Origin of the sequence: Pseudomonas sp. FP2294, from assembly GCF_030687625.1 — a bacterium.
Taxonomy (GTDB): Bacteria; Pseudomonadota; Gammaproteobacteria; order Pseudomonadales; family Pseudomonadaceae; genus Aquipseudomonas; species Aquipseudomonas shahriarae.
Genome location: NZ_CP117441.1, coordinates 4,274,091 through 4,289,561, shown reverse-complemented (window position 1 = coordinate 4,289,561; position 15,471 = coordinate 4,274,091). Strand labels below are relative to the sequence as shown.

16 protein-coding genes are annotated in these 15,471 nt (G+C 59.2%); 11 read left to right on the top strand and 5 right to left on the bottom strand.

What is annotated here, in order from left to right; genetic code table 11:
• The first annotated feature begins 176 nt into the window (after positions 1-176).
• The 3 genes from PSH73_RS19120 to PSH73_RS19110 all read left to right on the top strand — a co-directional run bounded on the left by PSH73_RS19120 (position 177) and on the right by PSH73_RS19110 (position 3,829).
• A complete protein-coding gene (locus tag PSH73_RS19120; protein WP_057444072.1) occupies positions 177-1,250 on the top strand; it encodes an NAD(P)-dependent alcohol dehydrogenase in 1,074 nt (357 codons plus the stop codon).
• 315 nt (positions 1,251-1,565) lie between these two features.
• Positions 1,566-2,804, top strand: coding sequence for a DUF4010 domain-containing protein (locus tag PSH73_RS19115; protein WP_120733940.1), 1,239 nt, complete (start codon positions 1,566-1,568; stop codon positions 2,802-2,804).
• A gap of 101 nt (positions 2,805-2,905) precedes the next feature.
• Positions 2,906-3,829 (top strand): universal stress protein, encoded by a 924-nt coding sequence (locus PSH73_RS19110; RefSeq protein ID WP_120733938.1) that lies wholly within the window; start codon positions 2,906-2,908, stop codon positions 3,827-3,829.
• Between the two features lie 54 nt (positions 3,830-3,883).
• On the opposite strand, the gene PSH73_RS19105 is transcribed toward PSH73_RS19110, so the two are convergent.
• Positions 3,884-4,447: a GNAT family N-acetyltransferase gene (locus tag PSH73_RS19105; protein ID WP_120733936.1), complete on the bottom strand. Its 564-nt coding sequence runs from the start codon at positions 4,445-4,447 to the stop codon at positions 3,884-3,886.
• Between the two features lie 280 nt (positions 4,448-4,727).
• On the opposite strand from PSH73_RS19105, the gene PSH73_RS19100 reads away from it, so the two are divergent.
• Together PSH73_RS19100 and PSH73_RS19095 are read left to right on the top strand one after the other, a co-directional pair.
• Positions 4,728-6,116 carry an MBL fold metallo-hydrolase RNA specificity domain-containing protein gene (locus PSH73_RS19100; RefSeq protein ID WP_120733934.1) on the top strand — a complete coding sequence of 463 codons (1,389 nt, stop codon included), beginning with the start codon at positions 4,728-4,730 and terminating at the stop codon, positions 6,114-6,116.
• A 384-nt stretch (positions 6,117-6,500) separates the two neighbouring features.
• Entirely contained in the window at positions 6,501-7,880 is a 1,380-nt protein-coding gene (locus PSH73_RS19095) for an MFS transporter (RefSeq protein WP_057960434.1), read from the top strand.
• Positions 7,881-7,940: 60 nt separating this feature from the next.
• On the opposite strand, the gene PSH73_RS19090 is transcribed toward PSH73_RS19095, so the two are convergent.
• From PSH73_RS19090 to flgA, 4 genes are all read right to left on the bottom strand, one after another.
• Positions 7,941-8,690 (bottom strand): flagellar brake protein, encoded by a 750-nt coding sequence (locus PSH73_RS19090; RefSeq protein ID WP_120733932.1) that lies wholly within the window; start codon positions 8,688-8,690, stop codon positions 7,941-7,943.
• Positions 8,691-8,785: 95 nt separating this feature from the next.
• Positions 8,786-9,253, bottom strand: a complete 468-nt coding sequence (locus PSH73_RS19085; RefSeq protein ID WP_057439691.1) for a flagella synthesis protein FlgN — start codon at positions 9,251-9,253, stop codon at positions 8,786-8,788.
• 48 nt (positions 9,254-9,301) lie between these two features.
• Positions 9,302-9,619, bottom strand: a complete 318-nt coding sequence (gene flgM, locus PSH73_RS19080) for a flagellar biosynthesis anti-sigma factor FlgM (RefSeq protein WP_057960432.1) — start codon at positions 9,617-9,619, stop codon at positions 9,302-9,304.
• Between the two features lie 142 nt (positions 9,620-9,761).
• Positions 9,762-10,526 carry a flagellar basal body P-ring formation chaperone FlgA gene (flgA, locus tag PSH73_RS19075; RefSeq protein ID WP_057960431.1) on the bottom strand — a complete coding sequence of 255 codons (765 nt, stop codon included), beginning with the start codon at positions 10,524-10,526 and terminating at the stop codon, positions 9,762-9,764.
• Between the two features lie 81 nt (positions 10,527-10,607).
• On the opposite strand from flgA, the gene PSH73_RS19070 reads away from it, so the two are divergent.
• The 6 genes from PSH73_RS19070 to flgD all read left to right on the top strand — a co-directional run bounded on the left by PSH73_RS19070 (position 10,608) and on the right by flgD (position 15,442).
• Positions 10,608-11,540, top strand: a complete 933-nt coding sequence (locus PSH73_RS19070; protein ID WP_057439688.1) for a chemotaxis protein CheV — start codon at positions 10,608-10,610, stop codon at positions 11,538-11,540.
• A gap of 43 nt (positions 11,541-11,583) precedes the next feature.
• Entirely contained in the window at positions 11,584-12,411 is an 828-nt protein-coding gene (cheR, locus tag PSH73_RS19065) for a protein-glutamate O-methyltransferase CheR (RefSeq protein ID WP_057439687.1), read from the top strand.
• Positions 12,412-12,625: 214 nt separating this feature from the next.
• Complete coding sequence (locus PSH73_RS19060; protein ID WP_128593708.1) at positions 12,626-13,531, top strand: hypothetical protein; 906 nt, start codon at positions 12,626-12,628, stop codon at positions 13,529-13,531.
• A 308-nt stretch (positions 13,532-13,839) separates the two neighbouring features.
• Positions 13,840-14,247 (top strand): flagellar basal body rod protein FlgB, encoded by a 408-nt coding sequence (flgB, locus tag PSH73_RS19055; protein ID WP_305461196.1) that lies wholly within the window; start codon positions 13,840-13,842, stop codon positions 14,245-14,247.
• A gap of 3 nt (positions 14,248-14,250) precedes the next feature.
• Positions 14,251-14,694, top strand: coding sequence for a flagellar basal body rod protein FlgC (gene flgC, locus PSH73_RS19050; RefSeq protein WP_029294486.1), 444 nt, complete (start codon positions 14,251-14,253; stop codon positions 14,692-14,694).
• 16 nt (positions 14,695-14,710) lie between these two features.
• Complete coding sequence (flgD, locus tag PSH73_RS19045) at positions 14,711-15,442, top strand: flagellar hook assembly protein FlgD (protein WP_057960429.1); 732 nt, start codon at positions 14,711-14,713, stop codon at positions 15,440-15,442.
• Positions 15,443-15,471 lie beyond the last annotated feature (29 nt).

Genomic DNA, 15,471 nt, shown 5'->3' with positions numbered 1-15,471 from the left:
CGGACTGCGGGAGGTCGGGTTGATCTTTGTCAAACCCAGGGGGCAATCGGGTGGCAACCCGACGTGCGGTCGGTCAGCGACGAAATTGTTGACCATTATCAATCTTTCCAGTGTTTCCTCGGCGCAGTCTTATAGGCGTGCCGAACCTGGCGCACCCACAGTGGCGGAGGATCACCATGGCGACCATGAAAGCGGCTGTTTTCGTTGAAAAGAACCGGATCGTCCTGGAAGACAAACCCATCCCCACTGTGGGGCCTCTGGATGCTTTGATCCGGATTACCACGACGACCCTCTGCGGTACCGACGTGCACATCTTGCGCGGTGAGTATCCGGTGGCCAAAGGGCTGACGGTGGGGCATGAGCCCGTAGGGGTCATTGAGCAGTTGGGCTCGCAGGTGCGCGGCTTTGTCGAAGGGCAGCGGGTCATTGCCGGTGCCATCACTCCCAGCGGGCAAAGTTACGCTTGCCTCTGTGGCTGTGCTTCGCAGGATGGCCCGGACACCCGCCACGGTTTTCGCGCCACGGGTGGCTGGAAGTTCGGCAATAGTATTGACGGTTGCCAGGCGGAGTACGTGCTGGTGCCAGACGCCACCGCCAATTTATGCCCGATTCCGGACGGCCTCAGCGATGAGCAGGTGTTGATGTGCCCGGACATTATGTCCACCGGTTTTTCCGGGGCAGAGCGCGCCGAGGTCAGCATCGGCGATACCGTTGCGGTGTTCGCCCTCGGGCCAATCGGCCTCTGTGCAGTGGCCGGCGCGCGTCTCAAGGGCGCGACTACCATCATTGGCGTCGATGCCGTGCCTGCGCGGATGAGTGTTGCGCGGCGCCTGGGGGCCACCCATGTGGTCAACTTCAAGGACGGTAATGTCGTCGAGCAAATCATGGCCTTGACCGATGGGCGTGGGGTGGATGTGTCCATCGAGGCATTGGGCACGCAAGGCACGTTCGAGTCCGCTTTGCGGGTCTTGCGCCCCGGTGGTCGGTTATCCAGTCTCGGCGTTTATTCCAGTGACTTGCGCATACCCCTGGATGCCTTCGCCGCCGGGCTCGGGGACTACAGTATTGTCACGACCCTGTGCCCCGGCGGCAAAGAGCGTATGCGCCGGCTGATGGCGGTGGTTAACAGCGGCGGTGTGGACCTGTCACCCCTGGTAACCCATCGTTTCAAGCTCGACGACATTGAAGCGGCCTATGAGCTGTTTGCTCACCAGCAGGATGGTGTGATGAAGGTCGCGATTACGCCGTGAAGATGGGGTTAGAGGGGGTCTGGAGGTCGTCAATGCTAATTGATATCACGCAGGAGCAGGCAACCGCATGCTGGGTTGTGCACATGGAAGGTGTCGCAGTGGAGTTCAAAACCCTGGAAGGTGCGCAGGCATTCGTCAGGCGACTCCGGACGCGTATAGACGCGCCGCATGCCTGGCCGATCAATGTCGATCCGCCCCCTGTCCGGCGAGCGGCCCACGCAGCTCGATAGCCCAGCGACATGGTTGCAACGGTTCGGCCGACCTCGTGGAGTCACGAGTGGGTCGCAAGACAAGGCCAGCATCGATGACAAAACCATGAATGAAACCCTCGGCATGGCAGGCGCGGCAACCGCACTGGGGATCGGTATGCTCATTGGGCTGGAGCGCGAGCGGCACAAAGGGCAGGGACAAGGCCGCGCCTGTGCAGGACTGCGCACGTTTGCGATCACCGCGCTGTTGGGTTATGTGGCGATGCAGGTCGGCGCCGGTCTGCTGGTCGGGATCGTGGCGATAACCCTTGGGTTGCTGGTCACCGTGGCGTACTGGCGCAGCCTGAGCGATGACCCGGGCGTCACCAGTGAAGTGGCATTGATCACGGTTTTGCTGCTGGGGGCGATGTGCAGTACATCGCCCGAACTGGCCATCGCCATCGCCGTGGTGATGGCGGGCCTGCTGACCTATCGACAGAAGCTGCACTACTTTGCCCGTAACCAACTGACTGATGTGGAAGTGCGCGACGGCCTGGTACTGGCGACTGCCGCGCTGGTGGTGCTGCCGCTGGTCCCTGACCGCTTTATCGGCGCCTACGCCGCGATCAACCTGCGCACCATTTGCACGCTCACGGTATTGCTCATGGTAGTGGGGGCGGTGGGGCATATTGCTGTGCGCACCCTGGGCACCCGGTATGGGTATGCAATCAGTGCCATTGCTTCGGGATTTGCCTCCAGCACCGTGACCATTGCCACCATGGGGAATATCGCCGCCAGGGAGCCGGAGAACATCAAGGTCTTGAGTGCCGCCGCGATCTTCTCCAACCTGGCGACTGTCACCCAAGTCGGGCTGATCATGGGGGCGGTCGACAGCAGTCTGTTACGTCATATCTGGGGACCGCTGTTGTGCGGCGCCGCTGCTACAGCGCTGTATGGACTGTGCTTGATGTTTCCCCGGCCTGCGAATGACGTGGGGCAACCGATCAAGGTCGGCGGCGCGTTCAATCTCAAGCTGGCGCTGGTGGTCTCATTGACCATGACCGGCATCACTTTCCTGTCGTCGGTGATGCTCAATCACTTCGGTGAAATCGGAGTCATGCTCACGGCGACCCTGTCCGGCCTCGCCGATGCCCATTCCTCGACAGCATCAATTTCGACATTGGCCAAGTCCGGTCAGTTGCCACTTAGCGCCACCACTATTCCTATACTGATTGCAGTCAGCAGTAACACGCTGAGCAAATGCCTGGTGGCGTGGATCAGCGGCGGGCGACGGTTCGCCGCTTACGTTATCCCGGGCCAGGTCTTGCTGACGCTGGCCATGTGGGCCGGGATCTTGCTTCTTTGAAACACATTCAACCTGGTACCTGATGAAGATCAAGTTGGCTGAGTCGGGTGCGTTCACTCTATAGGTGTCAGCAACCAAAAGGCCACGTGCCGAGGTGTCCCATGTCGCAGGCTCAGCGTTTACTGTTAATTGCCCCCTCAACCCTGACCCGTACACCCGCGTTCGAGCGGGCCGGCGCGTTGGCCAAGGCGATGCAAATGCCTTTGCACATTGTCGCATTTGACTACTTGCAGGCCTTGGCGGTGGCCGGCCTGTTCGCCCCTGAACAAATGAACCGGGCCCGTGACGGTTATTTGCAAAACCACAGGCAGTGGCTCACGGAGCAGGCGGGGTTGATCAGCCAGCACGGGGTGCAGGTCACCAGCGAAGTGGTGTGGGTGCAACACCCTTACGAAGAAATCCTGCACTTTGTCAGTGAGATGCCACTGGCGTTGATCATCAAGGATGCGCAGGAAGAATCAGCCTTGCAGCGGATCTTTTTCGCACCCCTGGACTGGCAGTTACTGCGCGATTGTCCGGTACCTGTGCATTTGGTGACCAACGCGCTCAACCCTCGGCCGCGCAATATCCTGGCCATCGTCGATGTGCTGCGCAATGAGGAGCAGGACAATGTGTTCAACGACCAGATCATCAACGCAGCGGTAAAGCTGGCCAACGAGTGCGATGCCCACCTTGAGTTGATGCATGTGTATGACTGGGCGGCGATCTACGTCCAGGACATGGGCTTTGGTGCCTTGCCCCTGGCCACTGGGATTTATGAGGCGCTGGGCACGACTCAGCGGGAAGTGTTTGCCGCCATGGCTGAACGCCATGGTGTACCGCCAGAGTATCGCCACTTCATCGAGGGCAACCCGGTGTTGAGTATTTGTGAGTTCGCTGCCGAGCATCGCACGGACATCATTGTGATGGGCACGATTCAGCACAAGGGGTTGAACAAGTTGCTCGGGACCACCGCTGAACAACTCCTGCAGCGAGCGCCATGCAGTGTGCTGGCAATCAAGCCCGGGCGGGTATTGCAATCCTGAGCAGGCCACGGCCCCGCGCTGGAGCGTTGAGCGCAGCAGCGCGGGGCCGTAGCTCTACAGGTGACGGCTATGGATCACTTGGTGGGGGTCACGGGGATCAATGCATGACTCGAAGCCCAGGGCTCTGACCAGGTTACGCATGGGGATATTGCTCGCGGCATCCACCGAATACATCCGGCGGTAGCCATTCTTGCTGGCGGCGTTGATCAAATGTTTCATCAGTAGAGTGCCCAGGCCCAGGTGCGCCCATTCATCGGCTACTGTTACTGCGCACTCACAGTCATCCTTGCCGGTAGCGGCGTAACGGCTGATGCCGATCTCGATCAGATGACCGTTTTCGTGCGCCAGCGCGATATAGGCCACTCGATGTTGCTTATCGGTGTCCATCAACGTATTGAGCAGGCTGTCACTGGGCTCGTTGATCTGCGCCAGGAAGCGCATATGTCTCGATTCGGGGGACAAGCGTTTGATAAACGCATACTCACGCTCGCGATCCTTGTCCTCGAGCGGCCGTATCAGTACGTGGCGACCGTCCCTGAGCGCTTCGATCCAGTGTTCTGCGGTGACGGTGGCATAAACTGCCGCCGCCCGATCATTGTGGTCTTTGAAGGTGAGCATGGGTGAGCCTCCATCTGATGTAAAAGGCCGGCGCGCGCAGATAAATCTCGCGGTGCTTCCTTTCTACGTCGTTGAGGGCTTTGGGCGCTGATCTGGATCAGCTACTTGTGTTGGCATCCTTGATTTTCGGATGACTGAGGTGGATTACGCGGCGGCCCTGGGCGGATCAGCCATTTACGGAATTGGCGGCCCGTCACCCAGGCAGTTGATTGAAATCAACTGCACCTGCGTCATTAAGAGCGATCAATGGCACTTCCCTTGAGTATTCATGGAGACGGCTATGCATATGACATTTCTCGGTGCTGCGGGCACGGTCACCGGCAGTAAGTACCTGCTGCAGCACCACGACCATCATGTCCTGATCGACTGCGGCCTTTTCCAGGGCTATAAACAGCTGCGGCTGCACAATTGGGATGCGCTGCCGTTTCCGATCGGTGAACTCGATGCGATTGTGCTTACCCATGCCCACCTGGATCACAGTGGCTATCTACCGGTCCTGGTGCGCAATGGCTATCGCGGGCCGGTCTATGCCACGCCTGCGACCTGTGACCTGCTGAAGATCCTGCTGCTAGACAGTGGTCGCCTCCAGGAAGAAGAGGCTGAGTTTGCCAATCGGCATGGCTTTTCCAAGCACAGCCCGGCGGCGCCGCTGTATACCGAACAGGACGCCGAGCGAGCGCTGAAGCTGTTACGGCCGATCGAACTGCATAACAGGATTGAGATCGTCACCGGCATGACCCTCCAGCTGCGCGGCGCCGGGCATATATTGGGCGCGGCCACGGTCGAGGTGGTCGCCGATGGCGTTACGCTTGTGTGCTCGGGAGACTTGGGGCGACCCGACGACCCCTTGATGTTCGCTCCGGAGACCATCGAGCAGGCGGACTACCTGTTGGTGGAGTCGACCTACGGTGACCGCAAGCACCCGGCCGAGCTGCCAGAGGAGCAATTGGCCGACGTCATCACCCGCACCGCGCTGCGCCATGGCATTACCCTGGTACCTTCCTTCGCCGTCGGTCGGGCGCAGTTGCTGATGTACCACTTGTATCGGCTCAAGCAGCAACACTTGATTCCCGATGTGCCGATCTATCTCAATAGCCCCATGGCCACCGACGTCACCACGTTGTACCAGCGTTTTCGCAGCGAACACCGTTTGACCGCGCCGGAGTGCGAAGGCATGTGCCACGTCGCGAAGTTTGTGCGCACCACCGAAGATTCGATCCGCCTGGACCAGCAGCGCACGCCGGCGGTGATTATCGCTGCCAGCGGCATGGCTACCGGGGGGCGGGTGATCCACCACCTCAAGGCGTTGGCCCCCAACCCGATCAATACGCTGCTGGTTCCCGGCTTCCAGGCGGGCGGTACCCGCGGCGCGCAAATTGTCGCGGGGGCTCCTTCCGTGCGTATTCATGGCAAGGAGGTGCCCATCAGGGCCGAGGTGGTGCCGATGCAGTCCCTGTCGGCACATGCGGATGCCGATGAAATCATGCAATGGCTTCGCGGGTTCAAGCAGCCACCGAAACACACCTATGTGGTGCACGGCGAACCCAATGCCTCGGATGTGCTGCGCCGACGTATCAGCCTGGAGCTGGGCTGGTCGGTCTCGGTGCCGGAGTATCGCGATAGCGTCGAACTCAGCGCCACCGATCACCCTTCGAACATATCCGGCTGATAGCAAACAGTCCTTGCCGCTTTACGGCAGGCTCAAGACTGGCCAAGGGGTTGATGCAGCCAGCCGCTGACGCTCGGGTTTTTTCCAGAAGCAGGGCCTCGTTAGCCGTTTGGCCAGTGCCGTCTGGCTGGCGGGCGCGATATATTGTGCAGACCTTGTACCTTGCCCCCGGTCTGAGTGCGTCTGACACGTAACTCACAGAAGAAGGAACTGTTGGGTGTCGAGTTCATCGAAGGCTTCATGCTTCGATAAACCCGAAGTTGTCCCGCTTGTCGGATCAAAATATTCCCGGGTGCCTTAGGTGCCTGGGCTTAACGAGGCTTCGTCTTCAGGCTATCGTGTAAATAGCCTGACACCCACTGCAAGGAGCCGCTCGGAACGCCGATGCGCCAAATCTGGAAATCTTTTCGAGCCCTTTATTTCGCCTCCTTGATGATGCTGATCGGCTCCGGCCTGCTCAGTACTTACCTAGCCTTGCGCCTGGCGGCGGATAACGTCGACAGCCTGTGGGTCGGTGCGCTGATGGCGGCCAACTATTTTGGCCTGGTGCTGGGGGGCAAGATCGGGCATCGCCTGATCGCCCGGGTCGGGCATATCCGGGCCTATGCCACGTGTGCCGGGATCGTCGGTGCGGCGGTGTTGGGCCATGGCCTGGTGGATTGGCTGCCGGCCTGGATCGTGCTGCGGATAATCGTCGGCCTCGGCATGATGTGCCAGTACATGGTCATCGAGAGCTGGCTCAACGAGCAGGCCGACGCCAAGCAGCGGGGCGTGGTGTTCAGCGGTTATATGATCGCCTCCTACCTGGGCCTGGTGCTGGGCCAGCTGATTCTGGTCATGCACCCCCAATTGGGGCTTGAGCTGCTGATGTTGGTGGCGCTGTGTTTCGCCCTGTGCCTGGTGCCGGTGGCCATGACTCGGCGTATTCACCCGGCGCCCTTGCATCCGGCGCCCATGGAGCCACGCTTCTTTATCAAGCGCGTGCCGCAGTCCCTGAGTACGGTGTTGGGTGCCGGCCTGATCGTCGGCTCTTTCTACGGTCTGGCGCCGCTGTATGCGGCCCAGCAGGGGTTGAGCACCGAGCAGGTCGGTCTGTTCATGGGTAGCTGCATTTTTGCCGGCCTGCTGGTGCAGTGGCCGTTGGGCTGGCTGTCGGATCGTTATGACCGTGCGCTGCTGATCCGCTGCTTCGCCCTGTGCCTGGCGGTGGCGGCATTGCCGCTGGCGATCATGACTCAGGTGCCGTTGGAAGTGCTGTTTATAGCCGGCTTCCTGTGCTCGCTGGTGCAGTTCTGCCTGTATCCGCTGGCCGTGGCATTTTCCAATGACCATGTCGAAGGTGATCGCCGGGTCTCGCTCACGGCGATGTTGCTGGTGACCTACGGGGTGGGCGCCAGTGTCGGGCCGTTGCTGGCAGGCGTGGTCATGAAGCTGTTCGGCAACCAGATGCTGTATGCGTTCTTCAGCTTGTGCGCCTTGATCCTGGTCTGGCGCATCCGCCCCAAGGCGGTGACCAATCTGCATCAGGTGGACGATGCGCCGCTGCATCACGTGGCGATGCCCGACAGCATGTCCAGCTCGCCCCTGGTGGCTGCCCTCGATCCGCGTGTGGATGAGCAAGTGGTGCAGGACCAGATGCAAACCACCGCGCCGGAACCTGCGCCCGAAGCCGAACCTGAAGTGGAGCCACAACCTGAGCCCGAGCCGCCGGAGCATCCGGACCCGGAAGACCACCCGCATGACCTGAGCCGGGCCCGTCCCTGAAACGAAAAACGGGCAGTTCCCCAAGGAGCTGCCCGTTTTTTTGTGCCTGTGGTTCGGCGCTTACATATCGTCGTCTTTATCGAACCGGCGCGCCTCGCGCTGCAGTTGATAGACAAAACGCTCAACCTGACGCTGCACCAGGCCGCTCATGTTGTGGAAGCGCACACCGGCAAAGGTGGTGTTGATCCTTTCTTCAAAGTGCAGGTAACGCAACTCCACCGCCGTGGTCATGCTGCCGAAGGGCAGGGCGGCGATAAAGCGGTCGTAGACCTGGCCCAATTGCAGGCGCTCGGAGATATCACCTTCAAAGCGCAGCTTGCAGCCGGTGGCGGAGATGTCCAGCAACTTGCCGCTGAGAGGCGCCTTGAGTTTCTCGCCGCCCAATTCGATATTCACCAGTTGCGCCAGTTTCAATGCCGCACGAAAGGCATTGCGGCGCTGATGGTAGACCACTTCTTCAGGCAGGCTGCCCTTGTAGATGCGGTGGCCGTCTTTTGTGCCGATGGTCAGGCTGCCATTGCTGTCCCAGGCCACGCGCACGCCTTCGTGGAAACCTTCGATGCGAAATGCTTCGCCATTTTCCAGATAGCGCTCACCTTCGGGCGGGATCATTTCGTCCAGGCTCAGGGTCTTGCTGTCCTTGTCGACATCCACCAGGTAGCTCTGGAAGCGCTGGTTGCGTTCGTGGAAGGTGATGATCAGCGGGTCGTGGCTCTCTTGCAGCAGCCGCAGGGTGCCGGCAATTTCCAGAGGGGTGGTGAGGACCTTGGGTGGCTGCGGAGCATCTTCCGCGTTGAGGGTGTTGAACACGGTTCTTCCATCTCCAGACAAAATACGACTACACGCAAGAACCGGCATTTTGCCAGTATGTGGCGCGCCTTGATAGGGCGCGCGATAAACCGGCGTCAGGCTTGGCTGAGGGTGCTGGGCTTGACCAGCCGTGAGGTGGAGCCCTGGGCGTTATACAGTGCTGGAGGTTCGCCACCGTGGAGGATGCGCAACTGGTTGGCGGTGGTGGCTTGCTGCAGTTGGATCGACTGGCCATTGAGCACATTGGCCTCCTGGCAACTGATCAACAACTGATTGAGCGCTGCGCTCTGAGCCAGCAACTGGTCACCGACCGATGAATGGCTGGCGAGCTGTTCCAGGCCGCTGTGATCAGCGGGCAGGCCCAGGCTGAGCAGGATCTGGCTGCGTTTCTGGCCGTGTTGTTCAAGCAGGATGATCAGCGATTGCTTGCGTGCCAGGATGTCTTCCAGCACGCGCATGTCGCGGCCGCACAGGGCCACGAATTCGTCTTGAAGCAGCTCCAGCAACTGTTGCGCCGGAGCCAGGTCTTCATTGATCAGTTGCAGCAGATTTTCGTCGTGCATGGCTGGCCTTGGGGTTTAAGCGTCCAAAAGCCTGGCGCAGGCCTTGGCCTAGCGCTCGGCTTTGATGATTTTGCCGGCTAAACGGTCGTTGTCGATCTGATAGCTGCCATCGGCAATTGCCTGCTTCAATTCGGCCACACGGGCTTTATTGACCACCGGCTGATCGCGCAGCGAGTCTGTGATCTTCTGCAACTGTTGAGCCTCGTTGCTCAAATGCACCGATTCGCCACTTTGGGTCGAAGCGGTCTGTTCTGCCTTGGCAGGCAGTGCCGGGGCCTTGGCTTCAACGCTGTCCTTGGCCGCGTTGGTACGCGTGCCGCCGGGCGTTGCCTGGGCGCTGTTCAATCGGCTGAAATCAATGACCATGTTAAAAAAACCTCTGGGTAATTGGACGCTTGCCATGTTTTCGGCCATACCCGGACAAACTTTAGGCGCGATCGACAATAAACCTGTGCACCGCCAGATCATGCGCACAGTGTAGGAAAAGCCAGCGTCCCACGCCAGTGATCTATAGCGCCACCTCCACTTGGCCAGGGGCTGTTACCCGAGCCTTGATCACACGTTTGGAGTTGAGGTTCTTCACGCGAATCTGCTCGCTCATCCCGCCACTGGCCAGGGCTTCCCCCGGCATTTTCACGTTCAGCCCCCCGCTGCTGGCGGATATCACCACATGGTCGCCCTTGCGCACCACTTCTGCCTGTTCCAGGTGAACCAGGGTGATGACCTGGTCGGTGACCATTGGTCGGGTCAGTTTTTGCCCGACGGCCTGGTCCACGGAGGTGAGGTAACCCTGTCTGATCTGGCTGATGTCCCGTTCGCGCAGGGCCACGTCTTCAAAACCGATGATGCCGGTGCGCTTGAGCGGGCGGGTGACGGTCACCACGTCGCGATACAGGCGGACCTGGGCCGGCACGAACACGGTCCAGGGCGAACTGCCGTCGCAGCGCACGCGCACGGTCACGCGGCCAATGGGCTGGGCGGGGCTTTCCAGGGAGCCTGTCAATTCCTTGTCACACATGGGCATGCGCAAACGCGGGTCCAACTGGTTGACCTGGATTTCATAACGGCCCGGTGTCTGTGTGGTTGCCAGATAATCTTCTACAGTGAACTCAAGAAAGCCTTGAGTGACGCCGATAAGTAGATCAGGCAAGGTGACGTTGTCGGCACGGGCTGCAAGGCCGGTACCCAAGGCAAACAACGCCGTCCAGGCGCAGAGCAATCTGCGGTACTGTGGCGAGCGAAGGCGTCGGGAAACTGTCGTTTTGATGTCCATGGCCAATAAATAGCAAAGCGCGTGCCGTTTTGTGTTGGGTACGCGTCGTACCCGTAAGTTTTGTAGCGTAGGAGTCTGGGCATGGCGGGTGTAATGGATTCAGTGAACCAGCGCACACAGCTGGTAGGGCAGAATCGCCTGGAGTTGTTGCTGTTTCGTCTCGATGGCAAGCAGCTCTATGGCATTAACGTCTTTAAAGTGCGGGAGGTGCTGCAATGTCCCAAGCTCACCATAATGCCCAAGTCCAACCCGGTGGTGTGTGGCGTGGCCAACATCCGGGGTGCGACGATTCCGATTCTTGACCTAGCGATGGCCACCGGCTCTTCCGGCTTGCAGGATCGTGAGAGCCCGTTTGTGATCATCACCGAGTACAACACCAAGACCCAGGGTTTCCTGGTGCGCTCGGTGGAACGCATCGTCAACATGAACTGGGAAGAGATCCATCCACCACCCAAGGGCACCGGGCGCGATCACTACCTCACGGCAGTGACGCGGGTCGATAACCAGTTGGTGGAAATCATCGACGTCGAGAAGATCCTCGCGGAAGTGGCACCCACGTCGGAGCAGATTTCGGTGGGGGTCGTGGATGAGCAGACCCAGCAAAAGGCCGTTTCCCTGCGGGTGTTGACGGTGGATGACTCCTCGGTGGCGCGCAAGCAGGTGTCCCGTTGCCTGCAGACCGTGGGTGTCGAAGTGGTGGCGCTCAATGATGGCCGCCAGGCGCTGGATTATCTGCGTAAGCTGGTGGACGAAGGCAAGAAACCGGAAGAAGAATTCCTGATGATGATTTCCGACATCGAGATGCCGGAAATGGACGGCTACACCCTCACGGCCGAGATACGCAACGACCCACGCATGCAAAAATTGCATATCATCCTGCATACTTCATTGTCCGGTGTATTCAATCAGGCGATGGTCAAGAAGGTCGGTGCCGATGACTTCCTGGCCAAATTCCGTCCTGATGACCTGGCATCCCGGGTAGTCGACCGGATCAAATCTGCAGATCACGGCTAGGGGCTTTCTCCCTGGCGGTCACACGAGTTAAGAGGCGGTTTCATTGTCTACGGGTAATTTGGATTTCGAACAGTTCCGGGTATTCCTGGAAAAAGCCTGTGGCATATTGCTTGGTGAAAACAAGCAATACCTGGTATCAAGCCGTCTCAACAAATTGATGGAGCAGCAGGGCATCAAGTCCCTGGGCGAGCTGGTGCAGCGCATCCAGGGCCAACCGCGCAGCGGGCTCAAGGAGATGGTGGTCGATGCCATGACCACTAACGAAACCTTATGGTTTCGCGATACTTATCCCTTCGAGGTGCTCAAGAACAAGGTATTGCCCGAGGCGATCAAGGCCAGCCCTGGCCAGCGCCTGCGCATCTGGTCGGCGGCGTGTTCGTCGGGGCAGGAACCGTATTCGCTGTCGATGTCCATCGACGAGTTCGAGCGGACCAACATGGGCCAGTTGAAGGCAGGGGTGCAAATTGTCGCCACTGACTTGTCCGGCACCATGCTGACCAACTGCAAGACGGGCGAATACGACAGCCTGGCCCTGGGCCGCGGTCTGTCGCCGGAGCGCCTGCAGCGTTATTTCGACCCCAAGGGGGCCGGGCGCTGGGCGGTCAAGGCGCCGATCAAGAGCCGGGTGGAGTTCCGCTCGTTCAACCTGCTGGACAGCTACGCCAGCCTGGGCAAGTTCGACATCGTGTTTTGCCGCAACGTCTTGATCTACTTCTCGGCTGAAGTGAAGAAGGACATCCTGTTGCGCATCCATGGCACGCTCAAGCGTGGAGGCTATCTGTTTCTCGGTGCTTCCGAGGCGCTCAATGGCTTGCCGGATCATTACCAGATGGTGCAGTGCAGCCCCGGTATTATCTACCAGGCCAAGTGATGGTTTGAGCCCGTTCTTCAGGACGCGGCAAGCCGTGCAAACAAGGGAGACCCGCAAGGGTCTCCCTTTTTTTTGCGCGGGATGTTCCCCCTTCTGGAACTTATGTTTCTCAGCTCGCCACGGATGGGTGGGCAAGTTCCGTTCGTTCAAAACGTAAGCCGTGTTGACGAGGGCGCGAAGTCTTTATCGCCACGTTCACCGGAAGGAGGAGGGTATGGGAAACATTTCGACAGAGCATCGTCCGGGAGGTGCACGTTTTGCGTTCGATCCGGTTATTGAATCGCGGCGTGTGCAGGATCCCCCCGCAGGGGCGGCAAGGGGGTGGGCAGGTTCCAGCCCTATGCCTGGCACTCAGGCGTCCGGGGCGCCGAGCATCAGCTTTTCCCCGGTCAATAGTGGGGTTTCGAGACAGGCTTTTAGCTACGACTCTTTTGCCTCCAGTGACTCTCTACCGACAAACGATTTCTCTTCTTTTGGAGGGGGCGATTCAGTCCGTGCCGGACTCAAGGCCGGGAAAGATACCGGGGATGTTTTTGCAGGGTTTTTTCAAGGGCGAAATGGTAACTGCGCCACGGTTTCAGCCATCAAGGCAATGATGGAGCGCTATGGCAAGAAGGAGACCGACCTCTTCAAGGATGTGAAGGAAACCCAGAATGGCTACCACATCACGTTGAAGGACGGGAGTGAGGTGAATTTGACTCGCCAGGAGATGGAGGCGGCAGAGCGTCATGCCGGCTTTAAAGGTAATGATCCTGTGATGAAAAAGACCGCAGTCCTGGCCTATGCGACCAGTGCCAAGAAAGCACAGGAAGCCAACCATGAAAATTCGAAATATGACTTTTCCAAGGCCCTGGACTCCCTTGGCAATGGTGAGCACACCAAGGACGCCTTTATCCGGCTGGGCATGAAGGATCATATTCGGCAGGGAACCGTAAGCGATCTGCAGAATGGCCGGCTGGGCATCATAGAGAAGGACGTCGCGGGGCCCGGTACGGCCCATTCGATGGTGGTGGTTGGAGGGGTAGAGGATCACTGGGGGAGCAAGGGCGGCAGGGTCCAGAGGGGAACCATGACCGGAAACGGCGTCGTATTTAAGGAAAACGTAATCCTTTTGACTTGATGGCGCCTTTAAGGCGCTTGATGCCGATAGTGGAAACCTTGCAAGAAAAGACCTTTGGTTGCTCATCGTCAACCAAAGGTCCCGGCCGGCCATCGCTGGCGGCAACGCCATCGATTATCTCCCCGGCATAAAACGGCAACACCCATTGCCGCTTTCCTGACGTTTCGCGGTCAAGCGTTGCCGCTTTTCCGGCATTGCCACCGGCAATATCTCCCTAAGCCCTTGATTTATGGGCTCTGAAAAACCTGGCATGGCGCTTGCTATAACCCTGTTACAGAAAAGCAGGTCAGCCCCTAAAGGTTTCCGCCATGAGCATCAGCTTCGATAAAGCGCTCGGTATCCATGAACAGGCCCTGGGCTTCCGCGCCCAGCGTGCCGAAGTCCTGGCTAACAACATCGTCAACGCCGATACCCCGAACTACAAGGCTCGGGACCTGGACTTTGCCGCCGTGCTCGCCGCACAGAGCGACAAGACCAAGAACGGCTCCTTCGCCTTGAACATGACCAATAACCGTCATATCGAAGCGCAGGGCCTGAGCAGTGGCGATGAGTCGCTGATGTATCGCACGCCGATGCAGCCGTCGATCGACCAGAACACGGTCGACGCGCAGCTGGAACAATCGAACTACGCCGAGAACTCGGTGAACTTCCAGGCCAGCTTCACCCTGCTCAACAGCAAATTCAAAGGGCTGATGTCAGCCCTGCGCGGAGAATAAGCCATGTCTCTATCCAGTGTTTTCAATATTGCCGGTAGTGGCATGAGCGCCCAGACCACGCGTCTGAACACGGTCGCCAGTAACATTGCCAACGCCGAAACGGTGTCGTCGAGCATCGACCAGACCTATCGCGCCCGGCACCCAGTGTTCGCCACCATGTTCCAGGCCGGTCAGAACGGCGGCAGCGACTCGTTGTTCCAGAGCCAGGATGCTGCCGGCCAGGGCGTGCAGGTGCTGGGTGTGGTCGAAGACCAGAGCAACCTCGACGCCCGCTACGAACCCAATCATCCCGCTGCGAACGAAAAGGGCTACGTGTACTACCCCAACGTCAACGTGGTCGAGGAAATGGCTGACATGATTTCCGCCAGTCGCTCGTTCCAGACCAACGCGGAAATGATGAACACCGCCAAAGCCATGATGCAGAAGGTCCTGACCCTCGGTCAGTGATAAGGGGCGCTAAAGCATGTCCGTCACTAACGATGTGTCGAGTAACTCGACGGTCCAGAGTCTGTTCGACTCCAAGGTCAAGGATGCCAAGTCCACTCAGGGCAACCTGGCCGATACGGCCAAGGCGGCCTCGGGCAACCAGTCCCTGGGCAAGGATGCATTCCTGCAACTGCTGGTCACCCAGCTGAAGAACCAGAACCCGCTGTCGCCCCAGGACAACGGCGCGTTCGTGGCCCAACTGGCGCAGTTCAGCAGCCTGGAAGGCATCAACACCTTGAACGACTCGGTGAACACCATCACCGGCAACTATAAGTCGTCGCAAGCGCTGCAAGCGTCTTCGCTGGTAGGGCGCTCGGTGATTATTGAAACCGACAAGGCCCTGGTTGATACCAGCAAGAGCTTTACCGGCTCGGTTGCCGTGGGGGCGTCGGTGGGCAGTGTCACCGTCAAGGTCACCGACAAGGACGGCAAGCTGGTCAAGACCATCGAGCTGGGCGCCCAGAGCGCCGGCAAGTCGGACTTTATCTGGGACGGTAAAAACGAAGCGGGCGAGCAGCTTGATTCTGGCACCTACACCTTCGCAGCCAGCACCAAGAATGACGCCGGTGATTCGGTCTCCCTGAAAACCTCGCTGCCGGCCACGGTCACCAGCGTGACCTTGAGCCAGACCGGCGGCGAAATGCTGCTCAATCTTTCTGGCGGCATGGGCAGCATCAAGCTGTCGCAAATTCAGACTATCGGTACATAGAGCCGGCTAAATACGGCAAGAGGAGAGAA